Genomic DNA, 16861 nt, shown 5'->3' with positions numbered 1-16861 from the left:
CACTCGGAGTGATCATCGGAGTATTGGCGGTGACGACAGTCGCGAGCCTGTTGAAGACTCGCGACCGGGCGGGGGAGTAAGCCGGGGCCGGGGCTCTCAGGCGCTGAACTGACCCAATACCGGAACCCACTCGGTGATCCGGACCTTCTCGATCAAATCGGCGATCGCGAACGGATCGTGGGTGAAGAGGAGGGAAACGGTGTCGGCGTCTGCGGCGTCGACGATGATCAGCGCGCCGTTTCCATCTGCAAACGGGCCGGATGACAAGACGATCGAGCGGGAAACCAGATCCGCGAGCCACGCGCGGTGATCGCTACGGACTTCGTCGCGCTGAGCGTTCTTCTCGGGCGCGTAGGTGTATTCGACGAGGAACAACGACATCGTGAACCGCTTTCGGGGCTGGTGATCGAGATGGTGGTGTGTGAAGAGTCTGAACGGTTCAGAGAGTCAGGAGCATGCGAGTATTGCCGAGTGTGTTGGGTTTCACATAGCTCAGATCGAGGAACTCGGCGACGCCGGCGTCGTAGGACCGACACATTTCCGCATAGACCTCGGCGGTGACGGGGGTGCCGTCGATCTCCGCGAATCCGTGACGGTGGAAGAACTCGGTCTCGAACGTCAAAACGAACAACCGTTCCAACTCCAATTCCTTGGCGACCTCGATGAGTTTGTCGACGACGTGGAAACCTGCGCCCTGGCCTTTGGCAGTCGGATCGACTGCGACGGTGCGGATCTCACCCAGGTCCGCCCACAGCACATGCAGTGCGCCGCAAGCGATTACCTGGCCGCCTCGCTCGGCGACCCAGAACTCCTGGACTGCCTCGTACAGCGTCACGAGATTCTTCTCGAGGAGGATCTTGCCGGCGTAGATGTCGATCAGACGCTTGATTTCGGGGATGTCCGACGTTCGCGCGCGACGCACGATCAACTGGCTCTCGGTATAGGTCGGCGCGGTCGAAGTCATGTGGTGCACATTAGTCAATGGCCCTACCGATATTCTAAGTCGCGTGCCTGTCCGCCCCACGCAATTCCCGCGCCGCTCGGCTTTGTCCCGGGTTCGGCTCACCGCCTGTGCGGTGATCCGATGAGTACCCCGCGCGATCAGACCGACGCCCATCGCGCCGCCGTCGGCCCGTCCGACGGCACACCTGTCGCGGACAACCCGGTTCCGTTGCTGAACATCGCGAACATTCTCACGATGGTCCGAATGGTTCTCGTTCCGGTTTTTCTCGTTGTTCTGTTCGTCGACGGCGGACACTCGACGTGGTGGCGTCTCGGGGCAATGGGCGTGTTCATCGTCGCCGCGATCACGGATCGGATCGACGGCCAATTGGCTCGGAAGTACGGTCTGGTCACCGATTTCGGCAAACTCATGGACCCGATCGCGGACAAGGCACTGATCGGCGCCGCGCTGATCGGTCTTTCGGTTCTCGGTGACCTGTCGTGGTGGGTGACCGGAGTGATCATCGCCAGAGAACTCGGAATCACGCTGTTGCGGTTCGCGGTACTGCGGCACGCGGTCATCCCGGCGGGCAAGGGCGGCAAGCTCAAGACCCTCGTGCAGGCCGTCGCGATCGGGTTCTACCTCTGCCCGCTGCCGAGCAGTTGGGACATCGTCAGCGGATTGCTGATGGCTGCTGCCGTCGTGCTGACGGTGGCGACGGGAATCGAATACATCGTGCAGGCGATCAGGCTTCGCGCCGGAGTTCGCGCAGTCGAGTCATGACGGACCCGCTGCTCGCACTCGGAGTGGTCGAACTCGTCGACGCCCTTGGCGCCGCGAGGCAGACTGTCGCCGCCGCCGAATCTCTGACGGCTGGCTTGTTCACGGCTGCGGTCGCGTCCGTGCCAGGGTCGAGCGCGGTGCTGCGTGGGGGCCTGGTCGTGTATGCGACCGACCTGAAAGCGACGCTGGCGGGCGTGGATCCCGAGCGTCTGGCAACGGACGGCCCCGTGTCCGAGAGCACCGCCGTGGCTTTGGCGCTCGGCGCCCGGACGAGGTGCGGCGCCGACTGGGGTATCGGACTGACCGGAGTCGCCGGTCCGAGTGAGCAGGACGGACACTCGGTCGGAACGGTGTTTCTCGGTATCGCCGGCCCGGACGGAACCGAATGCGTACCCCTCGCGCTCGGCGGCGAACGGTGGGAGATTCGGACAACCGCAGTCGCAACTGCCGTGTCGCGGTTACGTGATCGTGTCGCAGAGCGTGCGGCACGATAGGCTCGGGAACCAATCGGATGTGTTCGGACGTTGACGATTGTGAAGACGTACGACCATGCACGATGAGGTCACGGATGAAGGAGGAGCGAGATGGCGCTGCTATTGCGTGAGGCAATCGGTGACAGTCTCCGGCGTACGCGCGTTTCGCAGAGCCGCACGCTACGTGAGGTGTCGAACAGCGCGCGTGTGAGCTTGGGCTATCTGTCCGAAGTGGAACGTGGACGTAAGGAAGCATCGAGCGAACTGTTGGCGGCGATCTGTGATGCGCTCGCAGTCCCACTGTCCGACGTGCTGGTCGACGTGAGCGAGACCCTGGCCACGAAGAAGAGCGCTCCGGTAGCTGGTCGACAGGTCGCCGAACCCGCCGTGTCGGCTTCCGGTTCGGTCTCGGCTTCCGGTTCGCCGACAATCGCACGCGATACCCGCGTCGTGATTCCGGCACCGAACGCTCGAAGGTTGGCGGCGGCGTAGCCACTACCGGCCGTAACCGATAGATTTTGTACGTAACCGCCGGTTTCCAGCAGGTGGGGTCAGAGCAGATAGGGCGCAGCCCTTGTTTCGGTGCGCGACGGTCGCGCTCCGGGTCGCGTTCGGCGCGGCGCATCAGATGGAGGCAGGATCAAACCAATGGCTAATCCTTTCGTCAAGGGCTGGAAGTACCTGATGGCGCTCTTCAATTCGAAGATCGATGAGAAGGCAGATCCAAAGGTTCAGATTCAGCAGGCGATCGAGGACGCACAGCGCCAGCATCAGGCGTTGTCCCAGCAGGCTGCGTCGGTGATCGGTAATCAGCGTCAACTCGAGATGAAGCTCAGCCGTCAACTCGACGAGGTCGAAAAGCTCAACGCCAACGCGCGCCAGGCCGTCAACCTCGCCGATCAGGCCGCTGCTGCCGGCGACAACGACAAGGCGATCCAGTACACCAACGCTGCCGAAGCTTTTGCGGCCCAGTTGGTGACGGCCGAGCAGGGCGTCGAAGATCTGAAGGCACTGCACGACCAGTCCTTGCAGGCCGCCGCTCAGGCCAAGAAGGCTGTCGAGCAGAACGCGATGACTCTGCAGGCAAAGGTTGCCGAGCGCACCAAGCTGCTCAGCCAGCTGGAGCAGGCCAAGATGCAGGAGCGCGTGAGCGAGTCCCTTCGGTCCATGGACAGCACGCTGTCGGCTCCCGGCAACACACCCAGCCTCGATGCTGTGCGCGACAAGATCGAGCGGCGTTACGCCGACGCACTCGGCTCTGCCGAGCTCGCCCAGAACTCCGTTCAGGGCCGCATGATGGAGGTCCAGCAGGCCTCGGTCCAGATGGCGGGGCACAGTCGCCTCGAGCAGATTCGTGCTTCCATGAAGGGCGAGGCACTGCCTTCCGGCGGCGCAGCAGCCACTCCTGCGACTCCGTCCGTCGAGAAGCAGCCCCCGGCTGCCGGTCAGACCGGGCAGTAGCCGAATCCTCGATGTCGGCAGTGATGCTCTGATGTTTTCTTCACGAGACGGTCGATCTGGGCGCGAGCCCCGGTCGGCCGTTCCCGTTTCCGTATCCGGCGCCTTCGGAGCGTTGGGACGCACCGCGGACACATTGCGCGAGGTCGGACTGTCTGCGGCGGATGCCGCTCGGCGGTGGCAGGACCCGCGCGCCAAATTCGAGCGCAAACGTGCCCGTGCACGTCGACGCGCTCAGCGTTGGGGTTTCATGTCCGGCGGATCAGTGGTCGGCACGGCCGGCCTTGCTGTTGCGTCGGCCCCCGAGTGGTCGGTGGTCGTGGCAGGCGGGGGAGCGGCACTGTTCGCGGTTCCCGCCGTCATCGCGGTCGGCCGTTACCGTTCGATGAGTTCCGGCCCACCGCCGTCGGCGCCGATTCGCCGGCGCTTGCCACCGTCGTCGTCTCGCGCGTTCATCCCGATGTCTCGCCTCATCGGCGCCGAGACTTCGTTGTTCGAGATCTTGAGTGTGCTCAGGCGCGCCGACACCATCGACCCCGGTGAGTTGGACGAAATCACTGTTACCGCCGATTCGGCATTGAGAGCGATGTTCGCGGTGTCTTCGGATGTCGTCGCAATGGAACGCGCCGTGGGCGCTACACCCAAGGTGACCGAACCTCTTGATCCCACCATCGACGGCGCAGTTCGTGAGTTGCAGTCGGGGTTGGATCAGTACGAGGATCTGGTGACCTCCGCAGCTGCATTGACAGCGCCTCACAGCCCTTCGGCGCTGGTGGGATTCAACCGAGAACTCTCGGCGCTGCACGCGGCCGCCGAGCGACTCTCGGCGCTTGCCGACGCCATCGGTGAGGTGGACGACATCACCCGCAAGTACAACTGATCGGTCCTCGCGCCTGATCGATGCACCCTGTTCGAAATCTCAGTCGTCGGCGCCGCGGGCCGCCAATGCTTCACCCATTGCGTCCGCGGTCATCAGAGTGCCGACGATGACCGGCACTGCGAAGGATCGCAGCGAGAATCCGAGCCCTCGCGCCTTGCGTGCCTCGGATACCTGTGTGATGACCTCGAACATCAGCGGGATGCACCGGATCGTCATTGCGAGGAGCAAAGCGATCCGTTCGGGATTGACGCCGAAGCGTCGCAAGGGTGTCAGGAACCGGGTGATCGCGTCGAGCATCTCGGAGATCCGTGTGGTCAGACCCATGATCGCCGCGAAGGCGATCGAAATGATCAGAACCCCGCACACGACGGCCGCTCGCTGCCATCCCGCGACTACCAGCTGGAACGCCCCGATGAAGAGCAACATCCACAGCGCCGGACGCAGCTGCCGGATCGCAGTCATCGGAGGAATGCGCGCAACCGCGTACAGGGCCACAACGACGATCGTGGGAACTGCCAGTTGCCACGGCTCACGTACGAAGATCGAGACGGCCAGGATCGCCACGATCAATGCGAGGAGCTTGATCCCCGTCGGCATCCGGTGCAGGAGCGATGTGCCCGGCCGGTAGACGCCGAGAGTGGTCACGAGACCAACGACCGGTAATGGCCGATCGAGTCGGCGGGGGAGCCGTCGGCGACGACACGGCCTTGGTCGACAACCAACACCCGTTCGAATGATTCGAGGAGGTCGAGTTGGTGGGTCACGACGATCAGTTGTTGATCGAGTGACTCGAACACCGAGCTGATGAGTCGCGAGTTGCGAAGATCGAGGAGCGTGGTGGGCTCGTCGGCGACGAGTACGTTCGGCTCTGTCACCATGATGGCCGCGAGCGCGAGTAGCTGCTTCTGCCCACCGGAAAGCTGGTGGGTGGGATGGTCGGAGTGCCCGGCGAGGCCGTAGCGTTCGAGCACCGAGGCCACCTTTGCGGCGCGCTCGGCTTTGCCCAATCCGCTACGGCGAAGCGAGAATTCGATGTCCTCGGCAACCGTCGGCATCACGATCTGGTGGTTGGGATCGGTGAAGACGAATCCGACCTGCTTGCGTACGTCGCGGCCCTTCTTCGCCGTGTCCAAGCCGTTGACGTGGACGTGTCCTTCCGTCGGAACGACCAGTCCGTTGATCATGCGAGCGAGGGTCGACTTGCCGCTTCCGTTCGCACCCACGATCCCGATTCGCTGCTCGCTCAGTCGCAGATCTATCTGCTGAAGGACCGTTCGTTCACCGAAGCTGTGTCCGACGTTCTCGAAGACGATCTCACTCATCGGAGATTAATTCGCCACCACGGTCTTGTTCGACGAGATCACCGAGTCGCGCAGTAGTGCCGGGTATGCCCGGTGAACCTGGGACGCGACCAACGCGGTGACGACCGCTTTTGCGGCGTCGAGCGGGATGAAGGCGGCGTTGGCCGACCATGCGGCAACGAAGCTCATGTGTCCGCGGACCATCATTCCTACGATGCCGAACGCGTAGAGAACGACGACGCCGCCGAGAAGGTTGATGCCGATGCCCGCGACGATCCGGTACTTGGGCAGCATCTTGGCGGTCAGCCATCCGATGACAAACGCCGTCGGGATCCAACCGATGAGGAATCCGGCTGTCGGGCTCGAGAGAGACACGAGTGCGGTGCGACCGCCGGCAAGGACCGGTAGACCGACCAATCCCAGAGCAATGACCGTCAGGACGGCGAGAACACCCTTGCGCGGTCCGAGTAGAGCGCCGGCCATCATGACGCCCATGGACTGAAGGGTGATCGGCACGCCGGAAATGCCGATGTTGATCGACCCGGGTAGGCCCAGCGCGATGATGAGTGCGGCGAAGACGGCTACATGCGCGAGATCGCGAGCGGGGAAACGGGTCGTAGACACTGCGGACGTGCTCCTTCGGCATACGGGATCGAACTTCGCGAGTTTACGCCAGGAGCAAGCTCCCATGGGTTGGACACCTGACCTGCGTGAGGGCCGGTCTCGGGGTGAACCCTGATCTTTACCTGAACTTGCCGCTGAGCTGCTGCTTTGTCACGCCAGACCTGTCAGGCTGGTTCTACGGACGACGCAGCACCTGTCCGATTCGACTGATTATTCAACGGCACGTTGGAGGTAAGCATGTTTTGGAAGATCGTTTTGGCCGTCGTACTGGTGTGGGTCGCACTCGCGGTGGTCGGTGCGCTGATCAAGGGGCTTTTCTGGGTTCTGGTGGTCGGCGCTGTCGGCTTCGGAATCTACTTCCTGGTGAAGGCGATGTCGGGAAGTGACGACAATTCGCCCGCTTCGCGGTTCTGACGGGCAAGATCTGCCCTATGGAAAACTTCCCCGAGGACTGGCAGCGCGCGATTGTCATCGTGGCGCATCCCGATGACATCGAATACGGCGCAGCCGCAGCAGTGGCGCAGTGGACCGATCGCGGCAAAGACGTGCGATATGTCCTGGCCACGCGCGGCGAGGCCGGAATCGCCGGTCTGTCGCCCGAGGAGTCCGGCCCGATCCGCGAGGAAGAAGAGCGTCGCTCGGCCGCGATCGTCGGTGTCGGTGAGGTGGAGTTCCTCGGCCTGCCCGACGGTCGTCTCGTGGAAGGCTTGGAGTTGCGCTCGACTCTCGCCGCAGCAATTCGCCGCCACCGTCCGGAATTGGTGGTGACGATGAACTTCTCCCACACCTGGGGCCCCGGCTATCTGAACAGCGCAGATCACCGTGCACTCGGGATCAGCGTTCTCGACGCAACTGCCGACGCAGCAAACGAATGGATCTTTCCCTCGTTGACGGCGCAGGGACTGGCGCCGTGGCCCGGTGTTCGGTGGGTTGCGGTCAATACGATGACTCCCACACACTTTGTCGACGTGACGTCGACGGTCGATCGCGCCGTGGATTCGCTCGCGGAACATGCGCGATATCTGGCGGCGCTGAGTTCCACGCCGATCCGGGAACAGGCGCGCGCACAGATCGACATGGTCAGCGGACCGAAGCCTGGTTTCGACGCCGAGCGAGCAGTTGGTTTCGAGTTGTACTATTTCTGATGATCTCTGAGCGAGAGAAATCGCAAGTCCCGACGGGATTACCGGTGACTTGTCCGGTATTGTGTTACACACGATGGTAATCCGTAACGCAGATGACTCAATTGCCCCTCGCAAGGCAGATGGTCAGCGCATCCCCAGCCGCGAGATCGACGACGTGATTCTCGACGCAGCAAGGTCGTGTGTCCTCGATTTCGGAATGCAGCGAACCACACTTGCCGAGATCTCGCGTCGCGCCGGCGTGAGCCGACCGACGGTCTACCGGCGATGGCCGGACACGCGAGCTGTCGTCGCGGACCTGCTCACCCGGGAGATCCGATCGGTGCTGCCCGAGGTGACCTTCAACGGGTCTGCCGGCACGTTGCTCGTGGAGGCGATCGGTGACGTCGTCGGCCAGATTCGCGACCATCCGCTCTTCGTGAAAATTCGGCAAGCCGATCAAGAATTGCTGACGACCTACATCGTGGACCGGCTCGGCGCGAGCCAGAAGTCGATTCTCGAGCTGATCACATCCGTTGTCGCGGCCGGCCAACAGGATGGTTCGATTCGCGAGGGAAGCGTCAACGAGATCGCGGCGATGGTTCTACTGATGGCTCAGTCCGTCGTCATTTCTGCCCCGACTCTCGAGCCGGAGCTTTCCTCCGATGCGTCGGTCGAGCAACTTCGATATGCGGTCGCTGCTTATCTGGCACCCGTCAAGAATTCGGGAGAATAGCTGTGAGCCCCCTAGATTCAGCAGGCAGCGATTCAGCGCTCAACGCACAACGGCGTACTCGTGAACTCGAGCAGTTGGCGAACGGCGATTCGGTCGACGTCCTGGTGATCGGCGGCGGAATCACCGGTGTCGGTGTCGCTCTCGACGCCGTGACTCGTGGGCTCAGTGTTGCGCTGGTCGAAAAGCACGACCTCGCGTTCGGCACCAGCCGCTGGAGTTCGAAACTCGCACACGGCGGCCTTCGGTACCTGGCTTCCGGCAATGTCGGTATAGCGCGTGAAAGTGCGGTCGAGCGCGGCATTCTCATGACGCGCACCGCGCCTCACCTCGTTCGCGCCATGCCTCAACTCGTACCGCTGTTGCCCGAAACGTCGTTCTTCGGGAAGGCCCTGGTGCGTACCGGTTTCCTGGCCGGTGACGCTCTGCGCATGTCGGCGCGAACCCCGGCTTCGGTGCTGCCCAGATCACGGACGGTCAGCGCTGCTCGAGCGCGCGAATTGGCTCCCGCGGTCAAGCAGGAGAACCTACGAGGCGCCTTGACCGCGTTCGACGGGCAGCTCATCGACGACGCCCGCCTCGTCGTCGGTATCGCCAGAACCGCAGCGTCGCACGGCGCGCGAATCCTGACCCGCGTCGGTGCATACGACGTATCCGGAACGTCGGCCACCTTGCGTGACGAGTTGACCGGATCCGAGTTCTTGATGCGTGCCCGCGTCGTGATCAATGCGACCGGTGTCTGGGCTGATCAGGTCGACTCCAGCATCACCCTGCGCCCAAGCCGCGGGACGCACCTGGTGCTCGATGCAGCGCGATTGGGGAACCCCACGGCAGCGCTGACCGTGCCGATTCCCGGCGAGACCAACCGTTTCGTCTTCGCCCTGCCCGCGCAGCTCGGCCGGATCTACCTCGGGTTGACCGACGAAGCAGCGCCGGGGCCGGTGCCAGACGTGCCGTCGGCGTCCGAGGACGAGATCGACTTCCTGCTCGACACCGTGAACACGGCGTTGGAAGTTCCGCTGACCCGTGGGGACGTCTTGGGGACCTTCGCGGGTCTGCGTCCGCTGCTGGACACCGGTGAAGGCTCGACGGCCGACCTCTCGCGCAATCACGCTGTAGTCCGTTCGGACTCGGGCTTGGTCACGGTGGTAGGCGGAAAACTCACGACGTACCGCAAGATGGCCGAAGACGCCGTCGACGCTGCGGTCGAGGTCGGGTCGCTGAGCGCCGGGGCATGTCGGACACGCGCGTTGCCGCTGGTAGGCGCTGCATCACCGGCGGAATTGAAGAAGATCAAGGCACCCGCGTCATTGGTGGCGCGATACGGCACCGAGGCCGAGGTCGTTGCCGCGGCGAGCGGCGATCGTCTCCGGTCGGTTGCGGACTTGGAGATCTGCGGTGCCGAGTTCGATTTCGCGGTGTCGCATGAAGGCGCCCTCGACGTCGACGACGTCCTCGATCGCAGGACGAGAATCGGATTGGTGGCTTCGGATCGCGAACGCGCACTGGGTGCGGCGGAACAGGCCTTTCACTCGGTGTGACACTCTGATCCGGTGCGTGTAGCCGTTGTTGCCGGGCCGGACCCGGGTCATGCTTTTCCCGCAATAGCGTTGTCGCTGGCGTTGATCCAGGCCGGCGACGAACCGATCCTGTACACGGGGACCCGGTGGGTCGAGGCAGCGCGAGCAGCCGGCGTGGAAGCCGAGCCGCTCAAGGGCTTGGCCCCGCGGCCGGGAGACGACGATCTTGATGCAGGCGCTCGGATTCATTCGCGCGCCGCCTATATTTCCACCGAACTGCTTCCCGACCTGAAGTCCGTCTCCCCGGATCTCGTCGTTTCCGACATCCTCACTGCCGGAGGCGGATTGGCCGCCGAAAGACTTGGCATCCCCTGGGTGGAACTCTCGCCTCACCCGCTGTACTCACCTTCACGGGGGTTGCCGCCGATCGGCAGTGGGCTCGCGCCCGGAGTCGGAATTCGTGGTCGACTCCGCGATACCCTGATGCGCGCAGCGACGGGACGTTCGATCAAGCAAGGGTTGGCCCAGCGATCCCATGCCCGTGTCGGTGTCGGACTGCCCGCTCTGGATCCCGGTCCGCAAGCGCGGCTGATCGCAACACTTCCGGCACTCGAATTGCCTCCCCCCGACTGGACGGAGCGCGCTCACGTCGTCGGACCGCTTCTGTGGGAGCCGACCGAGGTGATTCTGGATCCACCGCCAGGTGACGAACCGCTGGTTATGGTGGCGCCCTCCACGGCGCACACCGGCGCAGTGGGAATGTTCGAGGGCACCGTCGAAGGACTCGACGGCGCCGGTGTCAGGCTGATCGCGTCGATGCTCGACGGGGCTGAAGGTCAGCATCCTGATTGGGTTCGTGCAGGTCTCGGACGCCAGGACGCGATGCTGCGTGACGCGTCGGTATTGGTATGCGGCGGCGGGCACGGCATGTTGGCGAAGGCCCTGCTGGCCGGCGTGCCGACGGTCGTCGTTCCCGGGGGCGGGGACCAGTGGGAGTTGGCCAATCGCGCTGCGCGGGCAGGCACGTCGGTGATCGTGCGGCCCGCAGATGCTCAGTCGATTCGCGATGCGGTACTGCAGGTGCTCTCCGACGGACGATTCGCGGAAGCTGCGAGAGCGGCTGCCGCGACTGCGTCGCAGGTCACCGATCCGGTGGCGGTGTGCCGACAGGTGGTCAACGGTGGTGTGACGGCGTGAGCACGTTGCGCCTGAATGCAGGTGCACCGCTCTGTGGACTACGGTGGCGGCTGTGCGGTTGACCGAATTTCATGAAATGGTGCGCGAAGAGTTCGGGCAGGTACGAGGCGACTCGATGCTGATCGACCATGTACTCCAGAGTCTCGACGGAATGACTGCCGCGGAGGCCGTCGAAGCAGGCTGGGAGCCTCGCGAGGTGTGGCGTGCGCTCTGTGTGGAGTTCGACGTACCACCCGCCCGCCGCTGATTCTTCGGCGTGTCGAACGTCTCCCATCTTCTGTTCGAACACGTGTTCGTCTATGCTGAAGCTGTTCGGTGGTGACGCTCCTTTGGTAACTGCGAACTTTCGATGTTCTACAAACGCGGTGACCTACAAACGCGGTGATCGACAAGCGCTAAAGCAAGATCGAAAAGTCTGTCGGTGGCCGGATCTACTCTGATCGCAACACACCAACAGGGTCGGCTCAGGCAGGCGCTGAAGAGACGGAGTCTGCTCAGGCAGGCGCTGAAGACTGAAACAAGGATGGGGATCACGATGGCACCACAGGCACCTGATCGGGACAAGGCACTCGACCTCGCGTTGGCGCAGATCGACAAGAACTTCGGCAAGGGTTCGGTGATGCGCCTGGGTGAGGGTGTCCGCCAGCCCATCGCCGTCATTCCCACCGGTTCCATCGCGCTCGACGTCGCGCTGGGTATCGGTGGACTGCCGCGTGGCCGCGTCATCGAGATCTACGGCCCGGAGTCCTCGGGTAAGACCACCGTGGCACTGCACGCAGTTGCCAATGCTCAGGCCAACGGCGGCATCGCGGCGTTCATCGATGCGGAGCACGCACTCGATCCCGACTATGCAGCCAAGCTGGGCGTCGATACCGATGCACTCCTGGTCTCACAGCCGGACACGGGTGAGCAGGCCCTCGAAATCACCGACATGCTGATCCGTTCAGGCGCCCTCGACATCGTCGTGATCGACTCCGTGGCCGCTCTTGTTCCTCGCGCCGAGATCGAAGGCGAGATGGGTGACAGCCACGTCGGTTTGCAGGCTCGACTGATGAGTCAGGCGCTGCGCAAGATCACCGGTGCCATGAACAACTCGGGTACCACCGTCATCTTCATCAACCAGCTTCGCGAGAAGATCGGCGTGATGTTCGGTTCTCCCGAAACCACCACCGGTGGTAAGGCACTGAAGTTCTACGCTTCGGTCCGCCTCGACATCCGTCGTATCGAAACTCTCAAGGACGGTACCGACGCAGTGGGTAACCGCACTCGCGTCAAGGTCGTCAAGAACAAGGTCGCGCCGCCGTTCAAGCAGGCCGAGTTCGACATTCTCTACGGCCAGGGCATCAGCAAGGAAGGCTCGCTCATCGACATGGGTGTCGAGCACGGGTTCATCCGCAAGTCCGGCTCCTGGTACACCTACGAAGGTGACCAGTTGGGTCAGGGCAAGGAAAATGCTCGTAAGTTCTTGCTGGAGAACACCGATATCCGCGACGAGATCGAGAAGAAGATCAAGGAAAAGCTCGGTATCGGTGCTGACGTCACTGCAACCGACGAAGCTCCCGCCGACTTCTGAGTTCAGTCATGAGCTTCGACGACGGTGACAACGGCGAGAATGCTCGTGAAGAGTACGGCGCTCCTCGGCGTCGATCCCGTCAACGATCCGAGAAGCCGTCGCAACGCGCAGAAGGTGGGACGGAGGCGCAGGCCAAAGATGCTTGCCTGCGCCTCCTGACCGACCGGGCGCGCAGTCGTTCCGAGCTGGAAACCAAGCTGAGCGGACGCGGCTTCGAGCCCGAGATCATTGCCAAGGTCCTCGATCGACTCCAGGAAATCGGGTTGATCGACGACGCGGACTTCGCGAACCAGTGGGTTCATTCGCGGCATACGTACTCGGGCAAGGGAAAGCGTGCGCTTGCAGTCGAGTTGCGGCTCAAAGGAATCGACCAGGACACCGCTTCCGAAGCGTTGTCACAGATCGATCCGGAAGATGAACGCGAGCGAGCAGCGGAGCTGGTTCGGCGGAAGCTGAAGAACAAGCCCGTCGATGATCGCGACAAGGTCACGCGTCGACTGGTCTCGATGCTGGCACGCAAGGGATATTCAGCTGGGATGTCGTACGAGGTGGTCAAAGCCGAGATGGCGGCGGTCACCGACACGTAGAGAAGTGCAGCATTCAGAACAACAGGGCGGGGGGTACACCGAAAATCGGTGGTACCCCCGCCCTGTTGTGTATTCGCGCTAACGCGGCTGGATTCGACTCACGGCTCCATCTGATTCACGGCTTGGTCAGGTCCATACCCGGAACCGAAACGGCTGGGTCGGCGGACGGAGCCGCGATGGGGCCCTTGCCCTTTCGCTTCCCGGACCGCAGGCGCTTCTCCACCTTGGTTGCCAGGAAGGTCAGAGCCGAGTTGAGAGCGATCATGATCGCTGCGACCACGATGAGCGCCGGCAGGAAGTTTCCGTAGAAGGTGCCGAGCTGTTGGGCCTGACGCACCAGCTCGACATACCCGATCAGGTAACCGAGGGCGGAGTCCTTCAACGCCACGACCATCTGTGAAATCAGGGCCGGGAGCATGGCGGTAACCGCCTGGGGGAGCAGGATCGTCACCATGATCTGCGTCTTGCGCATACCAAGTGCCTTGGCGGCCTCACTTTGCCCTCGTGGGAGTGAGTTGATTCCGGCACGGACGATCTCGGCGATCACAGAACCGTTGTACAGAGTCAGACCCACGACGACTGCCGCGAGTGCGAGGTACTTGGACTTGAAGACCTCGTATTCGGCGAACACCTGATACGAGAAGATCATCAGAATCAGAACCGGTACTGCTCGGAACAATTCGACGATGACGCCGCAAATCTTCCGAATGATGTTGTGCTCGGAGAGTCGGCCGATACCCAGTGCAGAACCGAGGATGAGCGCGAAGACGATGGACATCGCAGCCGCGATCAGCGTTCCTCGGATGCCGGGTATCAGATACGTTGTCCACGACGTGGATTCGAGGAACGGATCCCACTTCGCTGCTGTCAGCTGGCCCTTTTCGTCGAGTGCGCGGTAGATGACGTAACCGATTGCGACCATGAGTGCAGCGACGACAAGGGACGCGAATCGGTAGAGATTTCGCGCTCTCGGACCTGGCGCGTCGTAGAGGACTGTTGCGCGGTTGCTCATCGTGAAACCTCGAATCGCTTGCTCAGCTTGCCGAAGATCAAGCCCATGGGAAGTGTCAGGATCACGAAACCGACAGCGAAGATTCCACCGACGACAAAGATCGCCGCTTCGTTTTCGATCATCTTCTTCATCAGCGCTGACGCTTCGGATACGCCGATCACCGCGGCGATGGTCGAGTTCTTGGTCAGTGCGATCAGCACGCTACCCAGCGGTGCTGTGACCGCGCGAAATGCCTGAGGCAGGACGATCAGCCGAAGATTTTGTGCAAACGACAGACCGAGTGATCGGCCCGCTTCGGCCTGGCCGACCGGAACGGTATTGATTCCCGATCGAAGTGACTCACACACGAACGCGGCGGTGTAGACACTGAGGCCGAGTACGGCGAGTCGGAAGTTGTTGTCCACCAGAAAAGTCGGCGAATCCGACTTGGCGAGGTTGACTCCGAGCGTCTGCGAAAGACCGAACAGACAGAACAACAGAATCAGTGTGAGGGGGGTATTGCGGAACACGGTCACGTACGCGGCGCCCAGGAATCGGGCGACCGGGACCGGTGACACGCGCATCGCCGCGATCAGCACACCGATGATGACAGCGCCGATCGCGGAGAAAAATGTCAGCTGGATCGTGGTCCAGAAGGCTTCCAGAAGCTGGTCGCCGTACTTGCTCAGAAGGTTCACTTGCCGTCTCCCCAGATCACGGGATCTCCGTTGGTGGCGTCACGCGCTGCGGCTCCCGAAGTGGGAGCCGCAGCGAGATTGACGGTGAAAAAAGCAGGTCAGTAACGATCAACGGTGGGCGGCGCCGGGATGGGGTAGCCCGAAGCGCCAACGGTGTTGTTGAAGGCTTCTTCCCATGCGCCGGTGGAGATCATCTTCTCGATGGCGTCGTTGATCTTGCCTCGGGTCTCGGAATCGTCCTTGGCCAGGCCGACGCCGTAGTTTTCCGTTGTGAACGGTTCTCCGACGACCTTCAACTGGCCGGGGTACTGTGCGGCAAAACCAGCGAGGATGATGTCATCGGTGGTGACTGCGTCGACAGCGCCGTTGCGCAGTGCTTCGACACAAGCAGAGTAGGTGTCGAACTCCTGAAGTTGGACGTCAGGTACGGAGTCCTTGACCTTCTGAGCCGGAGTGGAGCCAGTCACCGAGCAGAGCTTCTTGCCGCCGCTGAGAGAATCGCGACCGGTGATGTCGGTGTTGTCGGAGCGAACGAGCAGCGATTGGCCGGCGATGAAGTACGGACCGGCAAAGCCGACCTTTTCCTTGCGTGCGTCGGTGATCGAGTAGGTGGCCACAATGTAGTCGACCTCGCCGTTCTGGATCAGGGTCTCGCGTTGGGCTGACGGTGATTCCTTAAAGGTGATTCCTTCGGGCTTCACGCCGAGTTCGTTGGCGATGTACCGGGCTACCTCGACGTCGAAGCCGGAGAACGTCCCGTCCGGATTGCGCTGACCGAGGCCGGGCTGATCGAACTTGATACCGACGGTGAGCGTTCCGTCGGCAGCACTCTGCGATGCGCTCTTTTCTTCTCCTCCACCACAAGCCGTGGCAGCGAACGCGATAGCCATGATTCCGATTCCGAAACGGACGGAGCGATTGATCTTCATGAAGATCCTCTCAGTTGTCGACATACAAACGGTGCAGTCGAGATGAACGGTGCAGCCGAGGTGAACGGTGCAGTCGAGCAAGTTGTCTTGTGGACGAGGACAGGACTGTCGGAGGGGACTGTGATCAGTGAGTGAGGATCTTGCCGAGGAAGTCCTTGGCCCGATCCGACTTCGGATGGGTGAAGAACTCTTCGGGCGTGGTGTCTTCGACGACCTGGCCGTCAGCCATGAACAGCACACGATCGCCGGCTTTGCGGGCGAATCCCATCTCGTGCGTGACCACGAGCATGGTCATGCCTTCCTTGGCGAGGGAAGTCATGACGTCGAGAACCTCGTTGACCATCTCGGGGTCGAGAGCGGAGGTGGGCTCGTCGAACAACATCACCTTCGGCTGCATCGCAAGAGCGCGAGCAATCGCGACACGCTGTTGCTGACCGCCGGAAAGCTGCGCCGGGTACTTGTCGGCCTGATTGGCGATACCGACGCGCTCGAGCAATGCCTGCGCCGTCTTCTTGGCTTCGTCCTTCTTCGCCTTGCGGACCTTCATCGGTGCGAGCATGACGTTCTCGAGGATCGTCTTGTGTGCGAACAGGTTGAAGGACTGAAAGACCATCCCGACGTCGGCACGAAGTGCGGCAAGTGCTTTGCCCTCCTCGGGGAGCGTCTTGCCGTCGACGGCGATGGTGCCCGAGTCGATGGGTTCCAGGCGATTGATGGTGCGGCACAGAGTCGACTTACCGGAGCCCGACGGACCGAGGACGATCACCACTTGGCCCTTGGGTACCTCGAGATTGACCTCTTGCAGGACGTGAAGTTCCCCGAAGTGTTTGTTCACCGAGGTCATCGAAATCATGGATGTGGAATCGCCGGAGGTGGTCGGCGTCGTCGCATCGTCGGCTTGGGTCATAAACGAGAACCTTAGGCGTAGTTTGCGTCGACGCCCGTGATTTCGCCATGGTTCTTGCCATATGTAATGGAAATTTTACTGTGACGACGTTTATGTCGCGTTTCGGCTGTTTATCAGGGCGTTATTACACGTCGTAGTGGACG

Annotated in this window: 22 protein-coding genes; 13 read left to right on the top strand and 9 right to left on the bottom strand. The window is 62.2% G+C overall.

Annotated features, from left to right (window positions below; translation table 11 throughout):
• Positions 1–96: 96 nt before the first annotated feature.
• Positions 97–381 (bottom strand): YciI family protein, encoded by a 285-nt coding sequence (locus RWT78_RS20530; RefSeq protein WP_003942124.1) that lies wholly within the window; start codon positions 379–381, stop codon positions 97–99.
• A gap of 58 nt (positions 382–439) precedes the next feature.
• Positions 440–964: an amino-acid N-acetyltransferase gene (locus tag RWT78_RS20525; RefSeq protein WP_007735157.1), complete on the bottom strand. Its 525-nt coding sequence runs from the start codon at positions 962–964 to the stop codon at positions 440–442.
• A gap of 120 nt (positions 965–1084) precedes the next feature.
• On the opposite strand from RWT78_RS20525, the gene pgsA reads away from it, so the two are divergent.
• From pgsA to RWT78_RS20500, 5 genes are all read left to right on the top strand, one after another.
• Positions 1085–1726: a CDP-diacylglycerol--glycerol-3-phosphate 3-phosphatidyltransferase gene (gene pgsA, locus RWT78_RS20520; protein WP_003942125.1), complete on the top strand. Its 642-nt coding sequence runs from the start codon at positions 1085–1087 to the stop codon at positions 1724–1726.
• Complete coding sequence (locus RWT78_RS20515; RefSeq protein WP_042450683.1) at positions 1723–2220, top strand: CinA family protein; 498 nt, start codon at positions 1723–1725, stop codon at positions 2218–2220. The genes pgsA and RWT78_RS20515 overlap by 4 nt, the downstream gene beginning before the upstream one ends.
• Before the next feature lie 90 nt (positions 2221–2310).
• Positions 2311–2691: a helix-turn-helix domain-containing protein gene (locus tag RWT78_RS20510; protein WP_003942191.1), complete on the top strand. Its 381-nt coding sequence runs from the start codon at positions 2311–2313 to the stop codon at positions 2689–2691.
• A gap of 156 nt (positions 2692–2847) precedes the next feature.
• Entirely contained in the window at positions 2848–3660 is an 813-nt protein-coding gene (gene pspA / locus RWT78_RS20505) for a phage shock protein PspA (protein WP_003942098.1), read from the top strand.
• A gap of 31 nt (positions 3661–3691) precedes the next feature.
• On the top strand, positions 3692–4537 hold the full coding sequence (locus RWT78_RS20500) for a phage shock envelope stress response protein PspM (RefSeq protein WP_232508938.1): 846 nt from the start codon (positions 3692–3694) through the stop codon (positions 4535–4537).
• A gap of 39 nt (positions 4538–4576) precedes the next feature.
• On the opposite strand, the gene RWT78_RS20495 is transcribed toward RWT78_RS20500, so the two are convergent.
• Genes RWT78_RS20495 through RWT78_RS20485 form a run of 3 tightly spaced genes read right to left on the bottom strand, consistent with a single transcriptional unit; the run spans position 4577 to position 6462 of the window.
• A complete protein-coding gene (locus tag RWT78_RS20495) occupies positions 4577–5182 on the bottom strand; it encodes an energy-coupling factor transporter transmembrane protein EcfT (RefSeq protein ID WP_003942212.1) in 606 nt (201 codons plus the stop codon).
• Positions 5179–5859 carry an energy-coupling factor ABC transporter ATP-binding protein gene (locus tag RWT78_RS20490; RefSeq protein ID WP_003942121.1) on the bottom strand — a complete coding sequence of 227 codons (681 nt, stop codon included), beginning with the start codon at positions 5857–5859 and terminating at the stop codon, positions 5179–5181. Before RWT78_RS20490 ends, RWT78_RS20495 begins: the two co-directional genes overlap by 4 nt.
• 6 nt (positions 5860–5865) lie before the next feature.
• Positions 5866–6462 carry a biotin transporter BioY gene (locus tag RWT78_RS20485; RefSeq protein WP_003942200.1) on the bottom strand — a complete coding sequence of 199 codons (597 nt, stop codon included), beginning with the start codon at positions 6460–6462 and terminating at the stop codon, positions 5866–5868.
• A 237-nt stretch (positions 6463–6699) separates the two neighbouring features.
• Between RWT78_RS20485 and RWT78_RS20480 the strand changes: the two genes are divergently transcribed.
• From RWT78_RS20480 to recX, 8 genes are all read left to right on the top strand, one after another.
• Positions 6700–6876, top strand: a complete 177-nt coding sequence (locus RWT78_RS20480; protein ID WP_003942133.1) for a hypothetical protein — start codon at positions 6700–6702, stop codon at positions 6874–6876.
• 17 nt (positions 6877–6893) lie between these two features.
• Complete coding sequence (locus RWT78_RS20475) at positions 6894–7607, top strand: PIG-L deacetylase family protein (RefSeq protein WP_003942135.1); 714 nt, start codon at positions 6894–6896, stop codon at positions 7605–7607.
• A gap of 73 nt (positions 7608–7680) precedes the next feature.
• Positions 7681–8319 carry a TetR/AcrR family transcriptional regulator gene (locus RWT78_RS20470; RefSeq protein WP_003942216.1) on the top strand — a complete coding sequence of 213 codons (639 nt, stop codon included), beginning with the start codon at positions 7681–7683 and terminating at the stop codon, positions 8317–8319.
• A 2-nt stretch (positions 8320–8321) separates the two neighbouring features.
• Positions 8322–9857, top strand: a complete 1536-nt coding sequence (locus tag RWT78_RS20465; protein WP_003942114.1) for a glycerol-3-phosphate dehydrogenase/oxidase — start codon at positions 8322–8324, stop codon at positions 9855–9857.
• A gap of 12 nt (positions 9858–9869) precedes the next feature.
• Positions 9870–11033: a nucleotide disphospho-sugar-binding domain-containing protein gene (locus RWT78_RS20460; protein ID WP_314677722.1), complete on the top strand. Its 1164-nt coding sequence runs from the start codon at positions 9870–9872 to the stop codon at positions 11031–11033.
• A 52-nt stretch (positions 11034–11085) separates the two neighbouring features.
• The gene (locus RWT78_RS20455; RefSeq protein WP_003942185.1) at positions 11086–11280 is read left to right on the top strand and encodes a DUF3046 domain-containing protein; all 195 of its coding nucleotides are present in this window, start codon (positions 11086–11088) and stop codon (positions 11278–11280) included.
• Between the two features lie 288 nt (positions 11281–11568).
• Positions 11569–12606 (top strand): recombinase RecA, encoded by a 1038-nt coding sequence (gene recA, locus RWT78_RS20450; RefSeq protein WP_007735170.1) that lies wholly within the window; start codon positions 11569–11571, stop codon positions 12604–12606.
• Between the two features lie 8 nt (positions 12607–12614).
• The gene (recX, locus tag RWT78_RS20445) at positions 12615–13193 is read left to right on the top strand and encodes a recombination regulator RecX (RefSeq protein WP_003942190.1); all 579 of its coding nucleotides are present in this window, start codon (positions 12615–12617) and stop codon (positions 13191–13193) included.
• Positions 13194–13308: 115 nt separating this feature from the next.
• Here the strand turns inward: recX and RWT78_RS20440 are convergent, their stop codons facing one another.
• The 4 genes from RWT78_RS20440 to gluA all read right to left on the bottom strand — a co-directional run bounded on the left by RWT78_RS20440 (position 13309) and on the right by gluA (position 16664).
• Positions 13309–14205, bottom strand: coding sequence for an amino acid ABC transporter permease (locus tag RWT78_RS20440; RefSeq protein WP_007735172.1), 897 nt, complete (start codon positions 14203–14205; stop codon positions 13309–13311).
• Positions 14202–14882 (bottom strand): amino acid ABC transporter permease, encoded by a 681-nt coding sequence (locus RWT78_RS20435; RefSeq protein ID WP_003942105.1) that lies wholly within the window; start codon positions 14880–14882, stop codon positions 14202–14204. The genes RWT78_RS20440 and RWT78_RS20435 overlap by 4 nt, the downstream gene beginning before the upstream one ends.
• A gap of 98 nt (positions 14883–14980) precedes the next feature.
• The gene (locus RWT78_RS20430) at positions 14981–15811 is read right to left on the bottom strand and encodes a glutamate ABC transporter substrate-binding protein (protein WP_003942146.1); all 831 of its coding nucleotides are present in this window, start codon (positions 15809–15811) and stop codon (positions 14981–14983) included.
• A gap of 124 nt (positions 15812–15935) precedes the next feature.
• The gene (gene gluA / locus RWT78_RS20425; protein WP_007735175.1) at positions 15936–16664 is read right to left on the bottom strand and encodes a glutamate ABC transporter ATP-binding protein GluA; all 729 of its coding nucleotides are present in this window, start codon (positions 16662–16664) and stop codon (positions 15936–15938) included.
• Between the last annotated feature and the right edge of the window lie 197 nt (positions 16665–16861).

Origin of the sequence: uncultured Rhodococcus sp. (genome assembly GCF_963525155.1) — a bacterium.
Classification (GTDB): Bacteria; Actinomycetota; Actinomycetes; order Mycobacteriales; family Mycobacteriaceae; genus Rhodococcus_F; species Rhodococcus_F qingshengii.
Note: the sequence above shows the minus strand (reverse complement) of the source record. Positions and strands in the feature narration are given on the sequence as shown.

What these genes read in the sequence shown, in the direction of transcription:
- RWT78_RS20530 (WP_003942124.1), bottom strand. Translation starts at nt 381, where the DNA reads ATGTCGTTGTTCCTCGTCGAATACACCTACGCGCCCGAGAAGAACGCT.
- RWT78_RS20525 (WP_007735157.1), bottom strand. Translation starts at nt 964, where the DNA reads ATGACTTCGACCGCGCCGACCTATACCGAGAGCCAGTTGATCGTGCGT.
- pgsA (WP_003942125.1), top strand. Translation starts at nt 1,085, where the DNA reads ATGAGTACCCCGCGCGATCAGACCGACGCCCATCGCGCCGCCGTCGGC.
- RWT78_RS20515 (WP_042450683.1), top strand. Translation starts at nt 1,723, where the DNA reads ATGACGGACCCGCTGCTCGCACTCGGAGTGGTCGAACTCGTCGACGCC.
- RWT78_RS20510 (WP_003942191.1), top strand. Translation starts at nt 2,311, where the DNA reads ATGGCGCTGCTATTGCGTGAGGCAATCGGTGACAGTCTCCGGCGTACG.
- pspA (WP_003942098.1), top strand. Translation starts at nt 2,848, where the DNA reads ATGGCTAATCCTTTCGTCAAGGGCTGGAAGTACCTGATGGCGCTCTTC.
- RWT78_RS20500 (WP_232508938.1), top strand. Translation starts at nt 3,692, where the DNA reads ATGTTTTCTTCACGAGACGGTCGATCTGGGCGCGAGCCCCGGTCGGCC.
- RWT78_RS20490 (WP_003942121.1), bottom strand. Translation starts at nt 5,859, where the DNA reads ATGAGTGAGATCGTCTTCGAGAACGTCGGACACAGCTTCGGTGAACGA.
- RWT78_RS20480 (WP_003942133.1), top strand. Translation starts at nt 6,700, where the DNA reads ATGTTTTGGAAGATCGTTTTGGCCGTCGTACTGGTGTGGGTCGCACTC.
- RWT78_RS20475 (WP_003942135.1), top strand. Translation starts at nt 6,894, where the DNA reads ATGGAAAACTTCCCCGAGGACTGGCAGCGCGCGATTGTCATCGTGGCG.
- RWT78_RS20470 (WP_003942216.1), top strand. Translation starts at nt 7,681, where the DNA reads ATGGTAATCCGTAACGCAGATGACTCAATTGCCCCTCGCAAGGCAGAT.
- recA (WP_007735170.1), top strand. Translation starts at nt 11,569, where the DNA reads ATGGCACCACAGGCACCTGATCGGGACAAGGCACTCGACCTCGCGTTG.
- recX (WP_003942190.1), top strand. Translation starts at nt 12,615, where the DNA reads ATGAGCTTCGACGACGGTGACAACGGCGAGAATGCTCGTGAAGAGTAC.
- RWT78_RS20440 (WP_007735172.1), bottom strand. Translation starts at nt 14,205, where the DNA reads ATGAGCAACCGCGCAACAGTCCTCTACGACGCGCCAGGTCCGAGAGCG.
- RWT78_RS20430 (WP_003942146.1), bottom strand. Translation starts at nt 15,811, where the DNA reads ATGAAGATCAATCGCTCCGTCCGTTTCGGAATCGGAATCATGGCTATC.
- gluA (WP_007735175.1), bottom strand. Translation starts at nt 16,664, where the DNA reads ATGATTTCGATGACCTCGGTGAACAAACACTTCGGGGAACTTCACGTC.